Origin of the sequence: Gloeothece verrucosa PCC 7822, assembly GCF_000147335.1 — a bacterium.
In the GTDB taxonomy this organism is placed as follows: domain Bacteria; phylum Cyanobacteriota; class Cyanobacteriia; order Cyanobacteriales; family Microcystaceae; genus Gloeothece; species Gloeothece verrucosa.
In genome coordinates this window covers 770,118-789,886 of record NC_014501.1, presented here as the reverse complement: position 1 = coordinate 789,886, position 19,769 = coordinate 770,118, and the positions used below count along the sequence as shown (strand labels likewise).

The following is a 19,769-nucleotide window of genomic DNA, read 5'->3' as shown; positions in this document are numbered from 1 at the left end:
TCAATCTGTATTTAAATAAATTGAAGCAAAAATTAATGCTTGTTGAATATCTTCTTTTTCAAGTTCAGGAAATTCTCTATATAACTCTTCTCGTTCAGGATAGAGTGCTAATAACTCAATTACTCGCCGAACTGTAAGCCTTAAATTTCGGATACAGGGTTGTCATTCATCCGAGCAGAGTTGCTAGTTATGCGGTCTAGTTTCATATTAATTAATAAGAATCGAGATACCTAGTTAAATAATACTATTTAGCGGCGTTCCTCAATAATTGTTTCAGAAACGGGTTTACCTTGTACCTCGAGCAGTTTTCGTTTAGTTGGCTCATCATACGTAGGGTTTTTAATCTGTTTGACTAAGCCAGACTCTAATAGGGCTTGATAAAATTTAGTCTTTTGAACCGTTTTTTGTTGCTCAGATGATTTTACATTCATGTTTACTATGGTATTTTTTTTTACTATAGCTAATTATTCAGTAAAGCTGTTCGATCATCGCTAATTCATCAGAAAGTAGTGGCTTAAATTGCTGTGCCACCCTAATATTTTTTTCTAACTGCTCCAACGTATCGGCCGCATTAATCGGCACTAAAGCAGTATCAAAAGCATAGCGACTCAATCCCTTAACAATAATCTCAGGATTATGATGTCCGGTAATTCCCACTGAACGGATTAAACCCTGTTTCTTAGCCTCAATTGCCGCCCTTATAGCTCCCCCTTTTGATAAAATCGTGTCGAGGTCCCAATCATGAGTTAAAGCATGAAACTGCCACAGGTCTAAATAATTCGTTTGCAAACGCTTTAAAGAGGTTTCTAACTCCCGCCAAGCCCCATCTCTATCTCTAGCACTGCCTTGCCTTTGCGCGAAATAAAATAAAGTGCCCACCCTACGGCTGATCAAATCCGAGCAAAGTTTGAGTAAAAATAGAAAAATTCCCATTAAAACACCTAAAAAAAATGATTCGTTTAAAATTATGGCAATGGATTATCTTAGCAACCCCACTGGTAGGAATCATCGGATTTATCGTCTTTGCCGCCGGGCAACAAATACACACTTGGGGCATTAATTGGATCTGGGGAGTCTTTATTTTGATCTTGGCAATTTGGCGATGGTTACTGGCCAAATGGACTCAACCGGTTATACAAGAGATGGAATCTGTCCTCAACCAAGTTAACCAAGAACTAGAAATCTCCCTAGAAAATTCCCAAGAAATTATCGCCAAAGAAGATATTATCAAACAAGCCGAAGCCGCCTTAGAAAAAGTCCTCAAAGACACCCAAAACGATCCCCCTATGTGGGAAGACTGGCAAACCTTTTGGGGGCGATGTCAAGAACTCGTCACCGCGATCGCCAATATTTTTTATCCCGAGGTTAAATATCCCCTCTTAAATATCTACGTACCCCAAGCTTACACTCTCATACGAGGCACAGTAGACGACCTAGATTTGTGGATGCAAAAATTATCTCCTGCCCTCAATCAAGTTAGCATTGGGCAAGCTGTACAGGCTTATGAAGTCTATCAAAAATTAGAACCCTCTGCCCGCAAACTCTTACAAGCTTGGAATTGGGCCCAGTGGTTATTAAATCCCGCCGCCGCCGTCGCTAAAATCGCTAGTGAACGTTACAATAACCAAGCCGGTCAACAATTAATCGTTAATTTAGGGCAAATCTTGCGAGAAGCCGCCTTAAGAAATCTCTGCCACCAAGCCCTCGCCCTCTACGGCCATACTACCATTAATCTACCCATACCCGAAGCTTCTAAACCCGCCTTACCCAAAGCCAAAACCCAAACCCTACGAGAGATTCTCACCCAGGCTGAACCGGTTGAAGAGGTAGAACAAAAACCCCTTAATATTTTAGTGGTGGGAAGAACCGGTGCCGGCAAAAGTAGCCTGATCAATACCCTATTTCAATCTGAATTAGCCGAAGTGGATGTATTACCCAGTACCGAGCAAATTTCGCAGTACCATTGGAAGTCAAAAAGCGGCGATCATCTCAGCCTTTGGGATACTCCCGGTTATGAACAAGTCAAGCGAGAAGACTTGCGGGAATTAGTGCTAGACTATGCTACGACGGCTGATTTACTGTTGTTGATTAATCCCGCCCTCGATCCTGCCCTACAAATGGATGTGGACTTTTTGAAAGATATTCGAGAACAACTGAGCGACTTGCCCATCATTACTGTTGTAACGCAAGTGGATCGACTACGACCGATACGGGAATGGGAACCTCCCTATAATTGGCAATGGGGTGATCGTCCCAAAGAAATTGCGATCCGAGAAGCGGTGGAATATCGCGCCCTTCGTTTGGCCCAGTTGAATTTAGAGCCAACTTTGGGTCAACAAATACAGGTGTTACCGGTAGTTACCCGAGATTTTCCAAGCGATCGCCCGGATTGGGGAGTGGATATGTTATCGTTAGCCTTAATCTCAGCGATCGCCCCGGCCAGTCAACTTCGCTTAGCGCGTTTTCTGCGGAATTTAGAAGCCCGTACCCTTGCCGCTACTCAAATTATCGATCATTACACCTTTCAAATGACCACTACCCAAGGCGTGACAGCACTCTTAAAAAGTCCGGTGCTTAAATTTTTGGCTACTCTCTCCACCGGTTCCCCCACCTTAGCTTATGTCTTAGCCGAACAAATCCCAGTAGAACAGTTGCCTGTGGTGATTGGTAAACTGCAAATGGCTTATGATCTTTTTAACCTTTTAAACACCAATAAAACCAGCAATTTTGATTTACTTGCCCTCTGGCCATTATTACTAGAAAATCCCACCTCTCCCGAGCGTAATGCTTGGGCATTTGGTCATGCTTTAGTAGAATACTGGACAAAAGATTTAACCATTGCCCAACTGCGAGAACGGTTTCAATATTACATATCACATACTGGCTTAAATGTCAACTAAAAATTTCTAAATCATCTGGCTCCTGCTCGGGGTGTTGTATTTCTTCGAGGGTTTTCCAACCCGCATCCCAAAGGGTTTTATCCTTAAGCTGTTTAGCGTTAACCCAAAAACGGACTGAGGGATCAACTGAAGCGATCATTTCCGCAAAAACCCATTTTCCTTGATTTTTGCGATTGATCACTTGGAAATGCCGCCAACCCCAGTGGGTTTGTTTAGCTGTCCACTTAGAACCTAATAGGTGAGGAAACTTTTGTTTTTGAGACATTCGTCTAATCCAATAAGGCTAAAGACAATATATCCTAGATCTAAAAAGGTCGTTAAATAATCGCTAGAATCAAAGTCGCCTATTTAAACATCCTATAAAAGATTATGGTTGGTCAAGTCTTCCCTAGTTATCCTGTTAAAGCATCGATTCTAACTCTGGTGTGGTTACTAGCCGCTCCTTTATCTGCCTTCGCTCAACCAATTGCTCCCAAGAAAACCGTCCCCACCTTGTCTAACACCCCCTCACCAGCACAAACTTCTGGGGTCAGTGCGGAACGAGTTCCGCACCCCAATCAAGATACGGATTATATTTTAGGAGGAGGCGATGGTATTACTGTGACCGTCTTTCAAGTCCCAGAATTTAGTGGACAATATTTGATCCTAGTCGATGGAACCATTAGCGCTCCTTTGGTCGGTAGAGTGAAATTAGCAGGGTTAACTGTATCCCAAGCGAGTCAACTCCTCTCACAACTTTATACACCTTATTTAAAACGCCCTTTTGTCACGGTGAATGTTACTACCCCCCGTCCCTTGCAAATTGCCGTGGCCGGAGAAGTCAATAGTCCAGGTTCTTATACATTAACCCCAGGAGGGCAAACGCCTTTAGTCACTGATTTAATTCGAGAAGCCGGTGGACTTACCACAGTGGCCGATATTAGTCAAGTGCAATTGCGACGAGTGGTCAACGGAAAAGAAAAAACATGGACTCTGAATTTATGGGAACTCATTCAACAGGGAAATTTAAATCAAGATTTAACTGTACGCGATGGAGACGTGATCGTTGTTCCCACCAAAGAAAACATTTCTGAGGTAGAAACTCGACAACTATCCGATGCTAATTTTGGGATTCGGGCCGATCAAGAGCTTAATGTAGCTGTCGTCGGAGAAGTCTATCGTCCTGGTGCTTATAAAGTGACCCCACAACAAGTATCAGTGGCAGCCGGTTCAGGCACTACCGCTCAATCAGCCAAACGACAACCGCCAAGACTCTCTTTAGCCCTGCAACTGGCAGGAGGTATTAAACCTTTGGCAGATCTTCGTCAAATTGAAGTTCGTCGCTTTAATCGAAACACGACTCAGCAAACAATTAAGGTAGATTTATGGAATCTGTTGGCAACCGGTGATATCACCCAAGATATTATTTTACAAGAAGGAGACACCATCGTTGTTCCCACAGCTAGTGAAGTGGCTCCTGCTGAATCACAAACCTTAGCTATGGCTAGTTTTGCTCCCTTGACTATTAAAGTTAATGTGGTGGGTGAAGTTCTTAGACCTGGAGTCGTTGATGTTCAACCAGATACGCCTTTGAATCAGGCCATTATGACCGCCGGTGGATTTGATAAAAGACGCGCTAATCGTTCAGAAATTGTGCTAATTCGTCTTAATCCTAATGGAACTGTGACTAAACGAAAGATTCCTATAGATTTTGCCGCAGGGATTGCAGGAGAAAATAATCCACCTTTACGCAATAATGACATTGTGATCGTCAACCGCAATGGCATAACCGCGACAACAGATACCCTAAACACGGTACTGAGTCCCTTGGGGACTATATCAGGATTCGCTAACTTTGTTAACATATTTACAGGTAACAACTAACTCACAATAATTTGTAACAATTACTTCTTGAAAATCTGAGGTAAAACTAAATTATCAACACTTCGAAATTAAGCCCTGCTTCGGTCAACCTTAATAGTGAGGAAAAAAAAATGGAGGAGATCGGTATTGCTACGCGATTGCTAAACAACAGCACCGCGAAAATAACTCAACTTCGAGTGACAAGACAGACCCCAAAAATTGAATACGAAAAAAATTTCACAGAGCGTCCTTTTTGGAAAGTCGTCACCCATCGAATCGGTGTGATTATCGCTGTAACCATTGGGGTAACCGCCGGGGTCGGAGTTTGGACATTTCAACAAACTCCCAGGTATGTAGGAAAATTTCAGTTATTAGTAGCATCCGGAGATAACCCGCCTGCGCTCAATCAGTTACCGGCCCCAGACGTAAGTGGGAATACAGTAGAATATGATACTCAAATAGAAGTTTTACGCAGTCCGAAAATCCTCAAACCAATTTTGCAAAAAATTTCTCCTCACTATCGAGATTTAGACGACAAAGGTTTAGCTCAAAAGCCAAAAAATAAAGAAGAACCCCTCAAAATAATTCGCTTACCCCAAACGAAAATTTTAGAGATCTCTTACGAAGATAACAATCCGAAAAAAATTATTTTTGTTCTTAATAATCTTGCCGATGCCTATTTGAAATATGCAAGAGAAGTCAAACAGTCTGAACTTAAAGCCGCCATTGAATTTGTCAACATTCAGTTGCCCAAATATCAGCAACAAGTGTCTCAATATGAGCAAAAATTACAAAAAGTTAGGGAAAAATATAATATCCTTGACCCTCAAGCGCAGGCCAATGAGTTATCAAAACAATTGCTTTACTTACAAACGGAACTGTTAAATACCCAAGTCCAACTGAAGGAAACAACATCTTTATATCAAAATTTGGAAAAACAGGTGGGATTAAAGCCCCAGGAAGCCTTAAATTCAAGCTATCTAAGTGAATCTCCCCGTTATCAATACTTACTGAACCAATTACAGCAAGTAGAAATAGAACTGGCGAAACAGGCGACAATTTTTGTTGACGATAGTCCCATCATCCAAACCCTTAAGGAAAAACAAGCTAATTTACAGTCCCTACTCAAAGAAGAATCGAAGAAAATTTTAGGCGATCAACCATCAGAACAAATCAATCCTAGCAATAATCACCTCGATTCTCCGAGTGCTGTGCGTTTAGCTCTCAATCAGCAATTAGTTCAATCAGCCAATCAAATCCAAGTCTTACAGACACGAAGCTCGGTTTTACAAAAACAAATAGAAAATGTCAAAAAACAGCTAGAAAAAATCCCAGAAATAGCCAAGCAGTACACAGAACTGCAAAGAAAAATTCAGGTGGCTAATGAAAGTTTAAGCCGCTTTTTAGAGGCTCAAGAAAAAATTCAAATTAAAGCGGCTCAAAAAATGTCACCTTGGGAATTACTCTCTAGTCCAGAACTTTTAAAAGAGCCAATTTATCCCAATCCAATGCGGAATTTAAGTTTAGGGCTAGTGGGAGGAATTTTATTAGGAATGGTAGCGGCTGTTGGGCTTGAGAAACTCGATAATAAGTTTCATTCGGGCCAAGAAATTAAAGAAGCCACCCCATTACCTATTCTGGGATATATTCCTTTTCAAAGAAACCTGAATAATCTTAAGCCGGGTCACAAACACGCCTTATGGCATTCTAATCTTAACCTCGGGCAACCCGGGAATGAGCCTTCAAACTTACCGAGAAAACCCCTTCAATCATTTCATTATTTTTCGGCTTTTCTAGAAGCTTGTATGTCGATGTATGCCAACATTTCTTTGTTGGACAGTGAACCATTAAAGTCAATTGTGATTAGTTCAGCCACAGCAGGAGAAGGAAAATCCACTATCGCTTTATATTTAGCTCAAGTGGCGGCTGTCATGGGACAGAGAGTTTTACTCGTAGAAGCCAATTTAAGAAAGCCTCAGTATTATCAATGGGTAGATGTTCCTCAGCCAGAGGGATTAAATGAAGTGCTTACTCTAGGATTAGAGGTCGCTAAAGCGATTCAAAAAGTTCCTCAATGGGAAAATTTATCGGTCTTGATGGCGGGTGACGAGGCGGCTAATCCAACTGGGTTACTGGCTAGTGAAAAAATGGGACAACTCATCGAGCAATTCCATCAAGATAGTCAGTATGATTTGGTCATTTATGATACTCCCCCTATACTCGGCTTTCCTGATGCTAAGATTTTAGCCGCTTCGACGGAAGGATTGATTTTAGTGACTAAGATGGGCAAAACTGAGCGTCAAGCCTTTAAAGATTGTTTAGATGAGTTAAAAATGTCTGCTATTTCCCTGTTAGGGTTAGTGGCTAATGGGGTAAGTCGTCACCGTTAAAGGCTAACAGATTGATGAACGACTCTCAAAGCTTGGTCTTTCAGGTCAGGGATAAAAACCTGGCCAGTTTTTTGTCCACAGATAATCAAAAGTACGGAAATGCTCAAAAAACCTTGTTCATCATGGCTCTCAAATGAGTCAGTAAATTCTATAATGGCGGCATAAGCTGAAATAGGTTAACCTGAAAGTATCTTGAGTAGTCAATTACAATGCCTTTGCTTGTTGAGCAACTTATTTACACCAGCTTCTCTAAAATCGGGTTTAAGTGTTTCACGAGTGAACTGATCCCGTTAGTCATTAAACGAGCTTTCACTGAACAGATTGTCAATCAGCACTGGAATACTTATGAGCCACCAGAAGCCGGTTTCCGAGCCGCTTACCTCCATCAGATCTCGCCGAGTCAAACCCTATTTGGCTGGCTCTATAATGATGGCCCCGATGACTTTGGGCGCTCGAATATACCCTATTTTATTTGCTACTATATTGCTGAAAATTTAACCCCTTTCCAACTCGATAAAATTATCACCTGTTTAGAAACCGGTCCAGTAGATATTATAGACCGTAAAGATCCCCCCGAGCATTTAGATAATTTGTTGATTCCTGATTTTTGCCTCTATGAAGCCCCCATACGAGGAGTGGCTATTGGTTCGGAGATTCGTCAACAATCTCACAATAACTTAAAACAGAATAAACTGATTAATTTATTTGTATCTGGGGAGAAAAGTACCCTAATTCAAGCTAAAGAAACCGTTATTCAATCTCATTCAACGAAATCTCAACTAGGAAGCAATTCTACTCACACTACCTTAGATTTACCTTCAGTCAGCGCTCCCGGGATTAACTCTCAAATTTCCTCATCAACCAATAAACTCGAAGAAATTTTACAAGAATTAGCCACAAAACCCATTGGCATTGAGGGAGTTGTGCTGGTTTCTGTGGAAGGATATCCGATTATTCCCTCCATTAATATAGATGACAATACAGCCTTAATTATTGCTGGAACAATGCTTTATTTAGCCAAAAGCGCGGAAGAAGAGTTTGGTTGGCAACAGATAGAGAATATATCGATCAAAGGTCCACAGGGTCATATCATCTTAGCCATTTGTAATTTAGAGATGTTTTTGTTAGTAAAAGCCGGCAAAGCGGTTACAGGCTTATTAGAAGCAGAGATTAAACGCACAATTAAAAAGTTGAATGCAGCGATGGAAGTGCCACAAGCTCAAAAAGCACTGACCCCCAAGCCGCCTCAAACTTCACCAGATTTGAAAGAAAAAAACAACTCTGTGCCGGCAGAAGATGAAACATTTTTACCAGAGATGACAGAAGATGTCTCTTTAAAAGTGGATCAAGACATCCGCTATCGAGGTCGTCGAACTAACCTTTAAGTTTTATGTTTGTTGTTGAGCCGACTAATAATTCCTGCAACCATAGGAGAAACGTCATTTTTCAACATAAAACCCGTGTAAGCCTGAAGGCCATGCTCACTTATATCTAAACCTTTCAATTCGGCTTCTGGAGAGACTCGTATCCCCACAAACAAATCAATTAAAGACCAAACCATCCAACTCGCTAAAACGGTAAAAAGGCTAACAGAGGCAATTCCTAACAGTTGAATAAACATCTGCTTAATCCCTCCTAAGCCGCCTCCCACCAGCAATCCTTGGGCCGGACCAATATGATACAAATTCACATCAGGTCCCACAGCCAATAAAGCCACTGCCAAGGTTCCCCAGATCCCCCCGACAAGATGGACAGAAATCGCTCCGGCAGGATCATCAATTTGTAAATGATCAAATACATCCACCGCAAAAACGATCAACACACCCGCCACTAAGCCAATAAACCCGGCTCCTCCGAGGGATACAAAACGACAGCCAGCAGTAATGGCTACTAACCCCCCTAAAATTCCGTTAATAATCACTGACAAATCCGGCTTACCAAAATAGAACCAAGTGGTGATCGTAGCGGCAATTCCTCCCATAGCCGCCGACATATTAGTGGTCAACAAAATGTGACTGATAGCCAGGGGATCGGCTTTCATGGTTGAGCCGGCATTAAAACCAAACCAACCTAACCACAGAATAAAGCATCCCAAAGTTGAAAGGGTAAGATTATGGCCAGGCAAAGCAAAAGACTTTCCCTGTTGATATTTTCCTATTCGGGGACCGAGAATAACGGCTCCCACCAAAGCCGCCCAACCCCCAACCGAATGAACCACCGTAGAACCCGCAAAATCATAAAAATCGAGGCCTTGTAGCCAGCCGCCTCCCCAAATCCAATGACCCGTCACGGGGTAGCAAAAGCCTACCAAAACTAGGCTAAAAATAAAAAAAGCTAAAAAGCGAATCCGTTCGGCTACCGCTCCAGAAACAATGGTTGCCGCCGTTCCTGCAAACATCAATTGAAAGAAAAATTTAGCTTTCAAAGGGATTCCCGTCCCTGCCAAAGCTGTAAACACCCCTTGATAATTTTCGCCGGTGGCCGGACTATTATCCACACCGCTTAAGAAAAACCCCTGAAAACCAAAAAGCGGCGTTCCCTCGCTAAACATTATTCCAAAACCAAAAGACCAAAACGCTATAGTGGCTAGAGTAAAAACAATCAGATTTTTCGCCAAAACATTAACCACATTTTTTTGTCTACAAAAGCCAGACTCTAGCGTAGCAAAGCCGGCATTCATGAAGAAAATAAGACAACCCCCAAAAATTACCCAAACGGTGTCAAGCGCGATCTGAAGTTTTTGTTCAACTAGATCAACCCGAGTCATGGTGGTGGGTTTGGCCATGGCGGCTCCAACCCAGACTAAGACAATGACCGTTGCTAATAAGACCCTCGGCACGACTCTTAAGTGAAAAATATTTTTAATTAACTTTACTTTATTTAGCTTTTTTTGAAACATTAGTGTCAGAATATTAGAGATAGGTTAGATCTATACAAGGACTATTTAAATGATACTTATCCAATATGACATCATTATCTAGCAAAGAGCTACCTATTTACAGATTGTTAAGTCTTGGACAACGGGGAGTAGGCAAGACGGTTTTTTTAGCTGGCAGCTACACAAACTTAAAAAGCTATCAATCCACTAAACCTTCTTCTTCTGTTTGGTTTGAATGTCTTGAAGCCCAGGATCAGAATAATCTAGAAGCTATTCTTGGCTATATTGCCCAAACTGGAGAATATCCACCGCCGACGATGAAGATTACTGACTTTAACTTTGCCGTTAAACAACAGACTCGTTTCGGTAAAACAAAAACCCTTTGTCAGTTTCTCTGGTGGGATATTCCTGGTGAGTGTGCTACCTTTGATAATCCTGATTTTCAAGAGATGGTTTTAGCTTCTCATAGCTGTTGTGTGTTTATCAATGCTTTTCGCTTACTCAACGACCCTAATTATCGGCAAGAATTTCAGGCGATTATCAAACAGATTTTTGCCATTGCCTCTTTAGTCAACCCTGCCGAGATTGAATATAACTTTGCTCTGATCTTTACTCAATGTGATCGCATTGATGCCGGACCCATCGGGCGCTTGCAAATTGAACAGTATTTACAACCGTTAAATAAAGCCTTAGAGTCTGTTCAGGCTCATTATCAACGATTTTACTCAGGCATCCCGATTGTTTCAGAACAAGGGACTTTTCAACTCAAAACCCGGGGAGCCTCTGATGTTTTTTTGTGGTTAATTGGCGAATTACTCAAAAGCAAGTCAGATAAATCTTTAGAAAATGCCTTAAAGCCAGATGTTATGGGACCTCAACGGGTTAGGTCTTTAGCTAAGCGCTCTCTGGTTTGGGTCATTGCCGCTAGTGTCGGTTTATTAGCATTAACTGCGGGTTTATTATTCGGGTTTGGTTTGATGTCGCCAGCCAAGCAACAAGCCCAATCATCAGATTCCGAAATTCAACAGTATTTACAAACTTTAAACAAAAACCCTGATGATTTTGATGCTTTAGTGGCTTTAGCCAATCGATATTTACAACTCGGAGAATTAGAGCAAGCCATTATTATTTTAGAAAAAATTGTGGACAAAAAACCTCAAGATTTACAATGGCAGTTCAATTTAGCTCAGTTATATGAACTGACTCAAGCAAAGCCTAAAGCAGAAGCTATCTATGATCGAATTTTAGCTCAAGATCAAAATAACTTTAAAGCCTTAATGGGGAAAGGTCTAATCCGCAAGGAATCAGGAGATCATCAGACAGCACAGCAGTTATTTAAACAGGCTGAACAAGTCGCACCCTCAACGGATTTAAAACAGAAAATTCATGATATTTATATGAATAGTAAATAACTCGTTAAGCCAAAACCTCATTATGGTTAAGAAAAACACAACTATCCTGGTGCTACTCGGGCTACTGGTAGCAGCCGGATTTTTTGGAGCTATTTCCTGGCTTATTCTCTCATTAATGGGAGGAATAGCAGAAAAAAAAAGTATTGAGCCAGCAGTACCCCCATTATCTTCTGATTTCGCTTTAACGACTGTGGAACGCTTGAATGACGTTAAAAATGTTCCACAAGGATTGTTTAATTATGGCGGAAGTACCTCTTGGGTTCCGATTCAAGCGGCTGTAAATCCGTTTCTTCAAATCCTTTTTCCTCAATTTATACTGCGTTACACTAATCCGGTTAATGGCAAACCGGGTTCGGGAACCGGAATTAAAATGTTGCTCGAGAATCAGTTATCTTTTGCTTTGTCATCTCGCCCTCTGATAGCCGCCGAATATCAACAAGCCAAAAATCAAGGATTCAATTTTGAAGAGATTCCTGTTGCTATTGATGCTATTGCTATTGCGGTGCATCCGACTCTGAATATTCCCGGTTTAACCATATCCCAATTGAAAGATATTTACACTGGCAAAATTATCAATTGGAGTCAAGTAGGCGGCCCCGATCTTCCCATTACTCCCTATTCTCGTCTTGAAAAAGACAGTGGAACTGTTGAGTTTTTTGTGCAAAATATTTTAGAAAGAGAAGCCTTTACAAACAACTTGGTATTAGTGAGTGACACCTCTACAGGCTTGCAAAAATTATCAAAAAATCCGGGAGGCATTTATTATGCTTCTGCACCAGAAATTGTTCCTCAGTGCGGCGTTAAAGCTTTACCTATAGGACAAAAATTGGGAGAATGGAAGACTCCTTATCAAGAACCTTTTATCCCTTTATCCCACTGTCCGGCTAAACGCAACCAAGTTAATAACAAATTAATTAAAAGTGGTGAGTACCCCATTACTCGCCGCTTATTTGTCATTGTTAAAGGGGATAAATCCATTGATGAACAGGCCGGCAGGGCTTATGCTAATTTATTACTCACGAAGGAAGGTCAAGAGTTGATTAATAAATCGGGTTTTGTTAGTCTTCGTTAAGCATAATTGCTCGGTTTTTAACAATAACCTTGCTCAATGTATAATTTTCTATTGATAATTGATTGTTATTTAGAAGTTAAGACCTCTCATGCTCAAGGAGAAGGGAAAAAAGAAAAAATATTTTTCCTTGTTTTAATTTTTGTCATTAATCAAGAGGTAATAAGCACTTCTCTCTGATTAATTATCATTTAGACAATATTGCTACTCTTGCTATTTATATTATAGCGTGATAATGTCAAATTTAAAATTTAGCTTTCAAATAATTTGGAGTTTAAATTATGTATAAACCTATAAATCGGCTGAAATCAATCATCAAAAAATCTCCCTTAAGTCCCTTAGCTAAAAAAATTTATCGAAATTTTAGTCCACATGGCAAAAATGAACTTTATGATCGACAGATAGTTGAGGTTATGCGACGTTGTCTGAAAAATGATTCTGTTTGTGTTGATATTGGTGCCCATACAGGAACCATTCTCAAACACATGATTGATTTAGCTCCTAACGCAACCCATTTTGCCTTTGAACCCATTCCTCATCTGGCTAATTTTTTACAAACTAACTTTCCTCAAACTCGTGTGTATGAGTTGGCTTTAAGCGATGAATCAAAAGAAGTAGAGTTTAACTTAGTAACTAACGATCCGGCTTATAGTGGACTACGGAAGCGAAATTTTCTTCCTGAAGACGCTAAAATTGAAAAAATTCTTGTTCGCACTGAAAAGTTAGATAATATTATTCCATCAAACGTTTCTATTTCATTTATCAAAATTGATGTAGAAGGTGCAGAATACCTTGCTTTTCAGGGAGGTATAGAAACTCTCAAACGAAATCGGCCGACAATTGTCTTTGAATCTGGCAAAAAATCCGCACCATACTACAACGTTACTCCTGAAAAGATCTTTAATTTTTTAAAAAATGAATGCGAACTACAAGTTTCAACCATGAAACGCTGGCTTGAAAATAAACATTCATTCTCAAAAGAAGAATTTTGTCTTAGTTTTAATAAAACTAAAGATTTTGTTTTTATGGCTTATTCTTAATCATAGCAGTCGAAGCCAAGCTTAGGACGTTAATTTAAAATCCTAGCGTGAGGTTGACTGTAAAATGTTCCCTAACCCCTACACCCTAACTTATTTCGCTTCCATCCAATTTTTACCCGAACGAATCTCAACTACCAAAGGAACAGTTAAATTAACAGCATTTTCCATTGTATTTTTAATTTTAACTTCTAACTCTTCCCATTCATGCGGCGGCACTTCAAACACTAATTCATCATGCACTTGTAACAACAATCTCGCTTGATACTGCTGTAAAATTTCCTGGAGTTGTACCATTGCTATTTTAATAATATCAGCACTTGAGCCTTGAATCGGAGCATTAGCCGCAGCCCTTAATAATTGAGCATCAGAAAAATTTAACTCCAGTTTTTTTAAATCCAAGTTTTCAGGCTTTTCACCTCGTAACCGATTTAACTTATCATCAAAAAATTCAAAATAGCGTCGTCTTCCTAAAATCGTTGTGACAAAACCCTTGGCGATCGCTTCTTTTTTTACCCTTTCTAAATACTCAAATACTCGCGCATATTTTTGATGATATTTCTCAATAAATTCTTTTCCTTCTTGCACACTTAACCCAAATGCTCTAGCAAATCTTTGCGCTCCCATCCCATAAATTACGCCAAAGTTAATGGTTTTGCCGATACTCCGTTCTTCAGAAGTAATATTAGCTTTATCAAATAACAATTGCGCTGTTACTCGATGCACATCTTGATAATTTTGATAGGCTTCTACTAAAAGGGGTTCTTGAGTTAAATGAGCTAAAATTCTTAATTCAATTTGAGAGTAATCGGCTGAAACTAATAGCCATCCTTCTTCGGGAATAAAGGCTTGTCTGATTTGGCGAGAAAATTCGGTTTTAATGGGTATATTTTGCAAATTGGGATTAGAAGAAGATAACCTTCCTGTGGTGGTCACCGTTTGATTAAAATCCGTATGAACTCGCCCGGTTTTAGGATGAACTAAAGCAGGTAAAGCATCAACATAAGTAGATTTAAGTTTAGCTAGGGTTCGATGTTCGAGGATATAATCAATAATGCGGTCTTCTCCTTGTAATTTTTCTAAGGTCGCATGATCGGTTGAGTAACCGGTTTTTATTTTCCGAGATTTGCTTTTACTTAATTTTAATTTATCAAACAAAATATAACTCAATTGTTTAGGAGAACCTAAATTAAAGCTTTCTCCTGCCGCTTCATAAGCTTTCTTTTCAAAGATGGCTAAATCTTGCTCTAATTTTTGAGAAAACGCTTTCAAATATTGGCTATCAATCCGCACTCCTGTATTTTCCATTTCGGCTAATACAGGCTCTAAAGGTTGCTCAACCTTGATTAATAAATTGTATAAGTCGGGAGCTTTTTCAAGTTCTGCTAGGAGTTTAGGGACTAATTTAAAGGTAGCATAAGCATCCATCCCACAATAATGAGCCACTCGACTAATATCTAAATTAGCAATGGTTTGAGTTTTGGGAATCTCTAAGTCTTTATAGTTTAACGATTTAATATTCTCTAGATAACGATGGCATAAATCACTCAGTTTATGACTGTCTTCAGGACGTAGGACATAACTAGCTAACATCGTATCAAAAACCACACCAGCTAATTGTATTCCCTGATGAAGTAAAACAATTCTGTCAAATTTAGTATTCTGAAAGGCTTTAGGATATTGATCACTTTCTAAAATAGAACGTAAAGCCGCTAAAACTTCTGTTTGTGGTAATTGTTCGCCTTCAGTATGATTTAAAGGAATATAAGCAACATCTGTAGATTGATGCCCCCAACAGCAACCTATGCCTACTAAAGTGGCTTCTATCGGATCAAGGGATGTGGTTTCTGTATCCCAAGTCACCGGTTGATGAGTATCTGTATGTTGTTCTAAAATATTGATTAACTTGGCGAGTTTTTCTGAAGTGTCAATAATTTGCGGCTCAATGGAACTCACCTCAGCAACCGGCTCAGTTTTTTCTACTTCTTTAATATTTTCGCTTACAGGCGTTGCAAATAGAGAAAGTTGTTGAGGTTCATTAATATCAGTTGTGGGGTGAACTGTTCCGCCAAATTTCTCTTGTAAACGGTTGATATTTTGTAAAAATTTCTTCAGTTCTAATTTTTCCAAAAGTGGGCGAATGGTATTAATATCAAATCCTTTTAATTGACATTTTTCTAAATCAATATCAGTGGGAACATCTAAAGCCAACTGTGCTAAAACTCGAGACTGTTGGGCATCTTCTTTACCGGCTTCGAGTTTCTTTTTAACGGCTCCTTTGATCTGATCTAGATTTTGATAAATACCTTCTAAAGACCCATATTCTTTTAGCAGCGTCGCGGCGGTTTTTTCGCCGATCCCTAAAATTCCGGGAATGCTATCAGATTTATCCCCACATAAGGCTTTAAAATCTACTACTTGGTTAGGTTTTACGCCTAATTTTTCTTCTACCACCTTGGGATCGACTTCTGTATATCCATGAGCCGCAATTCCTTTGAGGGCATTTTTTTCTACATAAAGAACGCTGATCTGTTTTTCGGGATCAACCAGTTGAAATAAATCTCGATCCCCGGTGACAATTTTAACGCGATAGTTGCTTGAAGCCGCTTTTTCGGCTAAAGTGCCTAAAATATCATCCGCTTCGTAGCCGGCAACCGTAACCATCTGCAAATTCAAAGCATTTAATAAGCGTTTGAGGTTTTCTAAGTCAGGGATAAACTCTTCTGGGGTTTCTTTGCGATCACCCTTATAATTAGGGTAAAGTAGATGACGAAATGAAGGTTCTTTGCGATCAAATGCGATCACCACACCCTGTGGCTGTTGTGTTTCGATCACCTGTAACAAGGAGTTGAGAAAGCCAAAACAGACGCTAGTGGGAATTCCTGTAGAGGTACGCAACGGTCCGGCTTTGGCGTGGGCAAAGGCATGATACGCCCGATACGCTAAAGAGTGACCATCAATTAAGAGAAATAAAGCGGCTGTGTCTGCTGTCATTGCAAATTCCTGTTACGTCCCTGACCTATTGTAGCCCTAACCCTCAAGGGTTGGGGCCAACCGAACAGAGCAACGCCTGCGCGGGCTACATGAGACTTGCTACCTGGGGGCGTTTCTTGATTCTGAGACGTTTCTAAATTAAAGACTAGGTGTTACCTGTCTAGCATCATCTTGAGTCGGGAAATTCTTCACATCACTGTAACCCATATTAGAGGCTATCTCCCGCAAAATAGAAATTTGTGCCTCAAAGTCGAGACCTTCAATTTTCGAGAGAGCATTATTAACCGCTTCCGTTGCTTTATAATTACCCGGAATATCCACTACCGTATCGCCCATAGCTTCAGCCCAAGCATACCAGACGAATAACTGATTGTTGGGAGATAAACCCCCATAATAACGGGAATATTCGCTATCTTTAGCATTAACAATATCCCGCATGATTTCTAATTGTTCATTATCTGATAACTGTAAAAAATCTTCGATCAGCGAGGAAAGAAAATCTACATTGATGGCATTAGTTCCGGCGGGAGTAATAGAGTCTCCCATCTTTTCATAAATATAATAAAGCAACGCCAACTTATCATCAGTATTTAACTGATTATACTCTTCAAAAATCGCTTGAGTCTCCTTGGAGAGAATATTAGAGCTTGTATCTGTTAATCCAGTCATAGCTTGACATTTTTTTACTACTTGATATATTTATTCATCCATAATCTGCCTTCAACAGCACCTAACGAGAGAAAGAATTTAGCAATTTTACTCAGCTAAAAAAACTTACAACTTTTAGAGGATTTAATTGAGATTATTCAGCGTTATCATTCATATTTCTCAAAGCCAAGCTCAACAATTGTAAGTGAGGATCATTCTGCCCTTTGAGAGAATTAATCAGCTTACAAACTAATTATGATTGGATAATTATCCTTGTCAAAAAACTTAACATCAATTATGCAATCTTATGATGTCATTATTATAGGCGCGGGCCATAACGGTCTAGTGTGTGCGGCTTACCTCCTAAAAGCCGGCTACTCGGTCTTATTATTAGAAAAACGATCAGTTCCCGGTGGGGCAGCCACCACTGAAGAAGCCTTACCAAAAGAAGCGCCGGGGTTTTATTTCAACCTTTGTGCTATCGATCATGAATTTATTCATCTCGGTCCAGTAGTAGAAGAATTAGAATTAAATAAATACGGATTGGAATATCTCTTCTGTGATCCCGTCCTATTTTGTCCTCATCCGGATGGAAAATACTTTTTAGGTCATCGTTCCATCGAAAAAACCTGTAACGAAATTGCTCGTTATAACCAGCGAGATGCTCGAAAATATGCCGAATTCATGGACTATTGGCAGCGCCTAATCAGAGGCATTGCCCCCATCTTTAATTCACCGCCCAAATCTGTCGTTGATATGATGGGCAATTATGACTTTAAAAATCTTCAAGATCTACTATCAGTCATGCACGGTGTTGATCCCACCCTAGACTTGATTAGAACCATGCTCAGTAGTGCAAAAGATAGCCTTAATGAGTGGTTTGATTCGGAATTTTTGAAAGCACCTTTAGCAAGACTGGCCTCAGAATTAGGCGCTCCCCCTTCGCAAAAAACCCTGGCCATTGGTGCAATGATGATGGGGTTGCGGCATCATCCCGGCATGGCTAGACCTCGTGGCGGAACCGGCGCACTGGTTAAAGCGTTAGTGAACTTAGTCAATAGTGAGGGGGGAACTATCCTCTGTGACCAAATTGTTGAGCGAGTTTTGATTAACGATAAAGGTCAAGCCGAAGGAGTTAGAACCGCAGGCGGCAAAGAATATTTAGCTAAAAAAGGTGTCATCTCTAATATAGATGCTCAACGTTTATTCCTTCAGATGGTTGACCCGGCAGCACTGGATGCGGCAGACCCTAAACTACGGGAGCGTGTAGAACGTAGAATTGTCAACAATAACGATAGTATCCTCAAAATTGACTGCGCCCTCTCCGAAGCGCCTCGCTTTGAAAGATATGACCACAAAGATGAATATTTAATTGGCTCAGTGGTGATTGCTGATTCGGTAGATCATGTAGAAGAGGCGCACGTCCTGCCAGAATTGGGCAGAATTCCGGATGCTAACCCTTCTATCTATGTTGTTGTGCCGACGATGCTTGATCCCTCTATGGCACCGGCTGGTAAACATACCATGTGGATTGAGTTTTTTGCCCCTTACCAACTTGCCGATGCCCAAGGAACGGGATTACATGGAACGGGTTGGACAGATGAATTGAAGAATAAAGTAGCAGACCGCGTCATCGATAAATTGGCCGAGTATGCGCCGAATGTGAAAAACGCCATTATTGCTCGTCGGGTAGAAAGTCCAGCAGAATTGTCAGAACGTCTGGGAGCCTATCATGGCAATCATTATCATATTGATATGACCCTAGAACAGATGGTCTTTTTCCGTCCCTTACCCGAGATAGCCAATTATAAAACCCCTATTGAGGGATTATTCCTAACAGGTGCCGGTACTCACCCGGGTGGCTCCATTTCTGGATTGCCGGGTCGCAACTGTGCCCGAGTGTTTTTAAATGTTCAGCAGCCGCTTAAGCAGAATCTCAAGGAAGTGGGTGATTGGCTCAAATCCACTTTAACCCCTTCTCATGGTTAACCCAATCCGGGTTGATCACCTCTGAGAGCGTAGAGACGTTGTATCTAATGTCTCTACAGGGTTAACTGGGCCCCAAAAAACGGTAAAAAATTCCCTTTTAAAGGCTTAAAAATTTTTTTTTGAACTGTCGCCATTGCTCTCCTCCTATTTCTTTACGGCTGAGTTTTTTTTCTCTATCTTTTGGTCTACTCAAAGTTCCTCAAAATTCAATTACAATTGTTAATATAAAATCCTCAATCATAAGTGTATCTATTAGCCTTTTAATAGGAGGTATTGACATGACACCTTTTGAATGGATACTTTTTGTTACTGCGCCTGTAGTAATCTTTGTATTCGGTCTAGAGATCAATATTCTCAATGATAAATAACTTTCAATTAATACCAGTAACCAAACATTTGTTCTTGGCTTAAAGTTTCATCGTTTTCTCAAGGTACTGAGGTTAAATCCGCGTTAAGTAGCTCGACAAAAAAAGACGGATTGTAAAAAGTAGGGTGTGAGAAATTAAAATAAATTTACAGTCCTTAGAAAAATTTATAACTACTTAACTTCCTTTTTCAAACAATAAGAAGAAGGGGAAAACCGAGATCTCCAATTCCGGGTGGGACAAAG

General features: G+C 40.3%; 15 protein-coding genes. 8 read left to right on the top strand and 7 right to left on the bottom strand.

Translation table 11 applies throughout. The features are described 5' to 3' along the window. The 3 genes from CYAN7822_RS40470 to CYAN7822_RS03475 form a co-directional block, all read right to left on the bottom strand. Positions 1–120 (bottom strand): DUF433 domain-containing protein, encoded by a 120-nt coding sequence (locus CYAN7822_RS40470; RefSeq protein ID WP_245602745.1) that lies wholly within the window; start codon positions 118–120, stop codon positions 1–3. 128 nt (positions 121–248) lie between these two features. Next, positions 249–431 carry a hypothetical protein gene (locus CYAN7822_RS03480; RefSeq protein ID WP_013320858.1) on the bottom strand — a complete coding sequence of 61 codons (183 nt, stop codon included), beginning with the start codon at positions 429–431 and terminating at the stop codon, positions 249–251. 37 nt (positions 432–468) lie between these two features. Then, positions 469–933 carry an aldo/keto reductase gene (locus tag CYAN7822_RS03475; RefSeq protein ID WP_041933117.1) on the bottom strand — a complete coding sequence of 155 codons (465 nt, stop codon included), beginning with the start codon at positions 931–933 and terminating at the stop codon, positions 469–471. Positions 934–950: 17 nt separating this feature from the next. On the opposite strand from CYAN7822_RS03475, the gene CYAN7822_RS03470 reads away from it, so the two are divergent. After that, entirely contained in the window at positions 951–2,900 is a 1,950-nt protein-coding gene (locus tag CYAN7822_RS03470) for a GTPase family protein (protein WP_013320857.1), read from the top strand. On the opposite strand, the gene CYAN7822_RS03465 is transcribed toward CYAN7822_RS03470, so the two are convergent. Next, positions 2,893–3,165: a TIGR02450 family Trp-rich protein gene (locus CYAN7822_RS03465; protein WP_013320856.1), complete on the bottom strand. Its 273-nt coding sequence runs from the start codon at positions 3,163–3,165 to the stop codon at positions 2,893–2,895. The two genes, CYAN7822_RS03470 and CYAN7822_RS03465, sit on opposite strands and share 8 nt — an antisense overlap. Before the next feature lie 104 nt (positions 3,166–3,269). On the opposite strand from CYAN7822_RS03465, the gene CYAN7822_RS03460 reads away from it, so the two are divergent. The 3 genes from CYAN7822_RS03460 to CYAN7822_RS03450 all read left to right on the top strand — a co-directional run bounded on the left by CYAN7822_RS03460 (position 3,270) and on the right by CYAN7822_RS03450 (position 8,517). Further along, positions 3,270–4,763 (top strand): polysaccharide biosynthesis/export family protein, encoded by a 1,494-nt coding sequence (locus CYAN7822_RS03460; protein ID WP_013320855.1) that lies wholly within the window; start codon positions 3,270–3,272, stop codon positions 4,761–4,763. Between the two features lie 110 nt (positions 4,764–4,873). After that, the gene (locus tag CYAN7822_RS03455) at positions 4,874–7,132 is read left to right on the top strand and encodes a GumC family protein (RefSeq protein ID WP_013320854.1); all 2,259 of its coding nucleotides are present in this window, start codon (positions 4,874–4,876) and stop codon (positions 7,130–7,132) included. 209 nt (positions 7,133–7,341) lie between these two features. Beyond that, a complete protein-coding gene (locus CYAN7822_RS03450) occupies positions 7,342–8,517 on the top strand; it encodes a roadblock/LC7 domain-containing protein (RefSeq protein ID WP_013320853.1) in 1,176 nt (391 codons plus the stop codon). Here CYAN7822_RS03450 and CYAN7822_RS03445 read toward each other — a convergent pair. Further along, positions 8,514–10,031 (bottom strand): ammonium transporter, encoded by a 1,518-nt coding sequence (locus CYAN7822_RS03445; protein ID WP_013320852.1) that lies wholly within the window; start codon positions 10,029–10,031, stop codon positions 8,514–8,516. The two genes, CYAN7822_RS03450 and CYAN7822_RS03445, sit on opposite strands and share 4 nt — an antisense overlap. Before the next feature lie 65 nt (positions 10,032–10,096). On the opposite strand from CYAN7822_RS03445, the gene CYAN7822_RS03440 reads away from it, so the two are divergent. The 3 genes from CYAN7822_RS03440 (at position 10,097) to CYAN7822_RS03430 (ending at position 13,531) form a co-directional block, all read left to right on the top strand. Next, entirely contained in the window at positions 10,097–11,422 is a 1,326-nt protein-coding gene (locus CYAN7822_RS03440) for a tetratricopeptide repeat protein (protein WP_013320851.1), read from the top strand. A gap of 22 nt (positions 11,423–11,444) precedes the next feature. Next, positions 11,445–12,494 carry a PstS family phosphate ABC transporter substrate-binding protein gene (locus CYAN7822_RS03435; protein WP_013320850.1) on the top strand — a complete coding sequence of 350 codons (1,050 nt, stop codon included), beginning with the start codon at positions 11,445–11,447 and terminating at the stop codon, positions 12,492–12,494. Between the two features lie 278 nt (positions 12,495–12,772). Beyond that, the gene (locus CYAN7822_RS03430) at positions 12,773–13,531 is read left to right on the top strand and encodes an FkbM family methyltransferase (RefSeq protein WP_013320848.1); all 759 of its coding nucleotides are present in this window, start codon (positions 12,773–12,775) and stop codon (positions 13,529–13,531) included. A gap of 90 nt (positions 13,532–13,621) precedes the next feature. Here CYAN7822_RS03430 and polA read toward each other — a convergent pair whose 3' ends face one another. Continuing rightward, positions 13,622–16,522: a DNA polymerase I gene (gene polA / locus CYAN7822_RS03425; RefSeq protein WP_013320847.1), complete on the bottom strand. Its 2,901-nt coding sequence runs from the start codon at positions 16,520–16,522 to the stop codon at positions 13,622–13,624. A gap of 138 nt (positions 16,523–16,660) precedes the next feature. After that, positions 16,661–17,191 carry an orange carotenoid protein N-terminal domain-containing protein gene (locus tag CYAN7822_RS03420; RefSeq protein ID WP_013320846.1) on the bottom strand — a complete coding sequence of 177 codons (531 nt, stop codon included), beginning with the start codon at positions 17,189–17,191 and terminating at the stop codon, positions 16,661–16,663. A gap of 276 nt (positions 17,192–17,467) precedes the next feature. Here CYAN7822_RS03420 and crtO point away from each other — a divergent pair, with 276 nt between their 5' ends. Beyond that, on the top strand, positions 17,468–19,159 hold the full coding sequence (gene crtO, locus CYAN7822_RS03415; protein WP_013320845.1) for a beta-carotene ketolase CrtO: 1,692 nt from the start codon (positions 17,468–17,470) through the stop codon (positions 19,157–19,159). Positions 19,160–19,769: the final 610 nt, after the last annotated feature.

Coding starts and splice junctions, on each gene's coding strand:
- CYAN7822_RS03480 (WP_013320858.1), bottom strand. CDS start 431: ATGAATGTAAAATCATCTGAGCAACAAAAAACGGTTCAAAAGACTAAA.
- CYAN7822_RS03475 (WP_041933117.1), bottom strand. CDS start 933: ATGGGAATTTTTCTATTTTTACTCAAACTTTGCTCGGATTTGATCAGC.
- CYAN7822_RS03470 (WP_013320857.1), top strand. CDS start 951: ATGATTCGTTTAAAATTATGGCAATGGATTATCTTAGCAACCCCACTG.
- CYAN7822_RS03465 (WP_013320856.1), bottom strand. CDS start 3,165: ATGTCTCAAAAACAAAAGTTTCCTCACCTATTAGGTTCTAAGTGGACA.
- CYAN7822_RS03460 (WP_013320855.1), top strand. CDS start 3,270: ATGGTTGGTCAAGTCTTCCCTAGTTATCCTGTTAAAGCATCGATTCTA.
- CYAN7822_RS03455 (WP_013320854.1), top strand. CDS start 4,874: ATGGAGGAGATCGGTATTGCTACGCGATTGCTAAACAACAGCACCGCG.
- CYAN7822_RS03450 (WP_013320853.1), top strand. CDS start 7,342: ATGCCTTTGCTTGTTGAGCAACTTATTTACACCAGCTTCTCTAAAATC.
- CYAN7822_RS03445 (WP_013320852.1), bottom strand. CDS start 10,031: ATGTTTCAAAAAAAGCTAAATAAAGTAAAGTTAATTAAAAATATTTTT.
- CYAN7822_RS03440 (WP_013320851.1), top strand. CDS start 10,097: ATGACATCATTATCTAGCAAAGAGCTACCTATTTACAGATTGTTAAGT.
- CYAN7822_RS03435 (WP_013320850.1), top strand. CDS start 11,445: ATGGTTAAGAAAAACACAACTATCCTGGTGCTACTCGGGCTACTGGTA.
- CYAN7822_RS03430 (WP_013320848.1), top strand. CDS start 12,773: ATGTATAAACCTATAAATCGGCTGAAATCAATCATCAAAAAATCTCCC.
- polA (WP_013320847.1), bottom strand. CDS start 16,522: ATGACAGCAGACACAGCCGCTTTATTTCTCTTAATTGATGGTCACTCT.
- CYAN7822_RS03420 (WP_013320846.1), bottom strand. CDS start 17,191: ATGACTGGATTAACAGATACAAGCTCTAATATTCTCTCCAAGGAGACT.
- crtO (WP_013320845.1), top strand. CDS start 17,468: ATGCAATCTTATGATGTCATTATTATAGGCGCGGGCCATAACGGTCTA.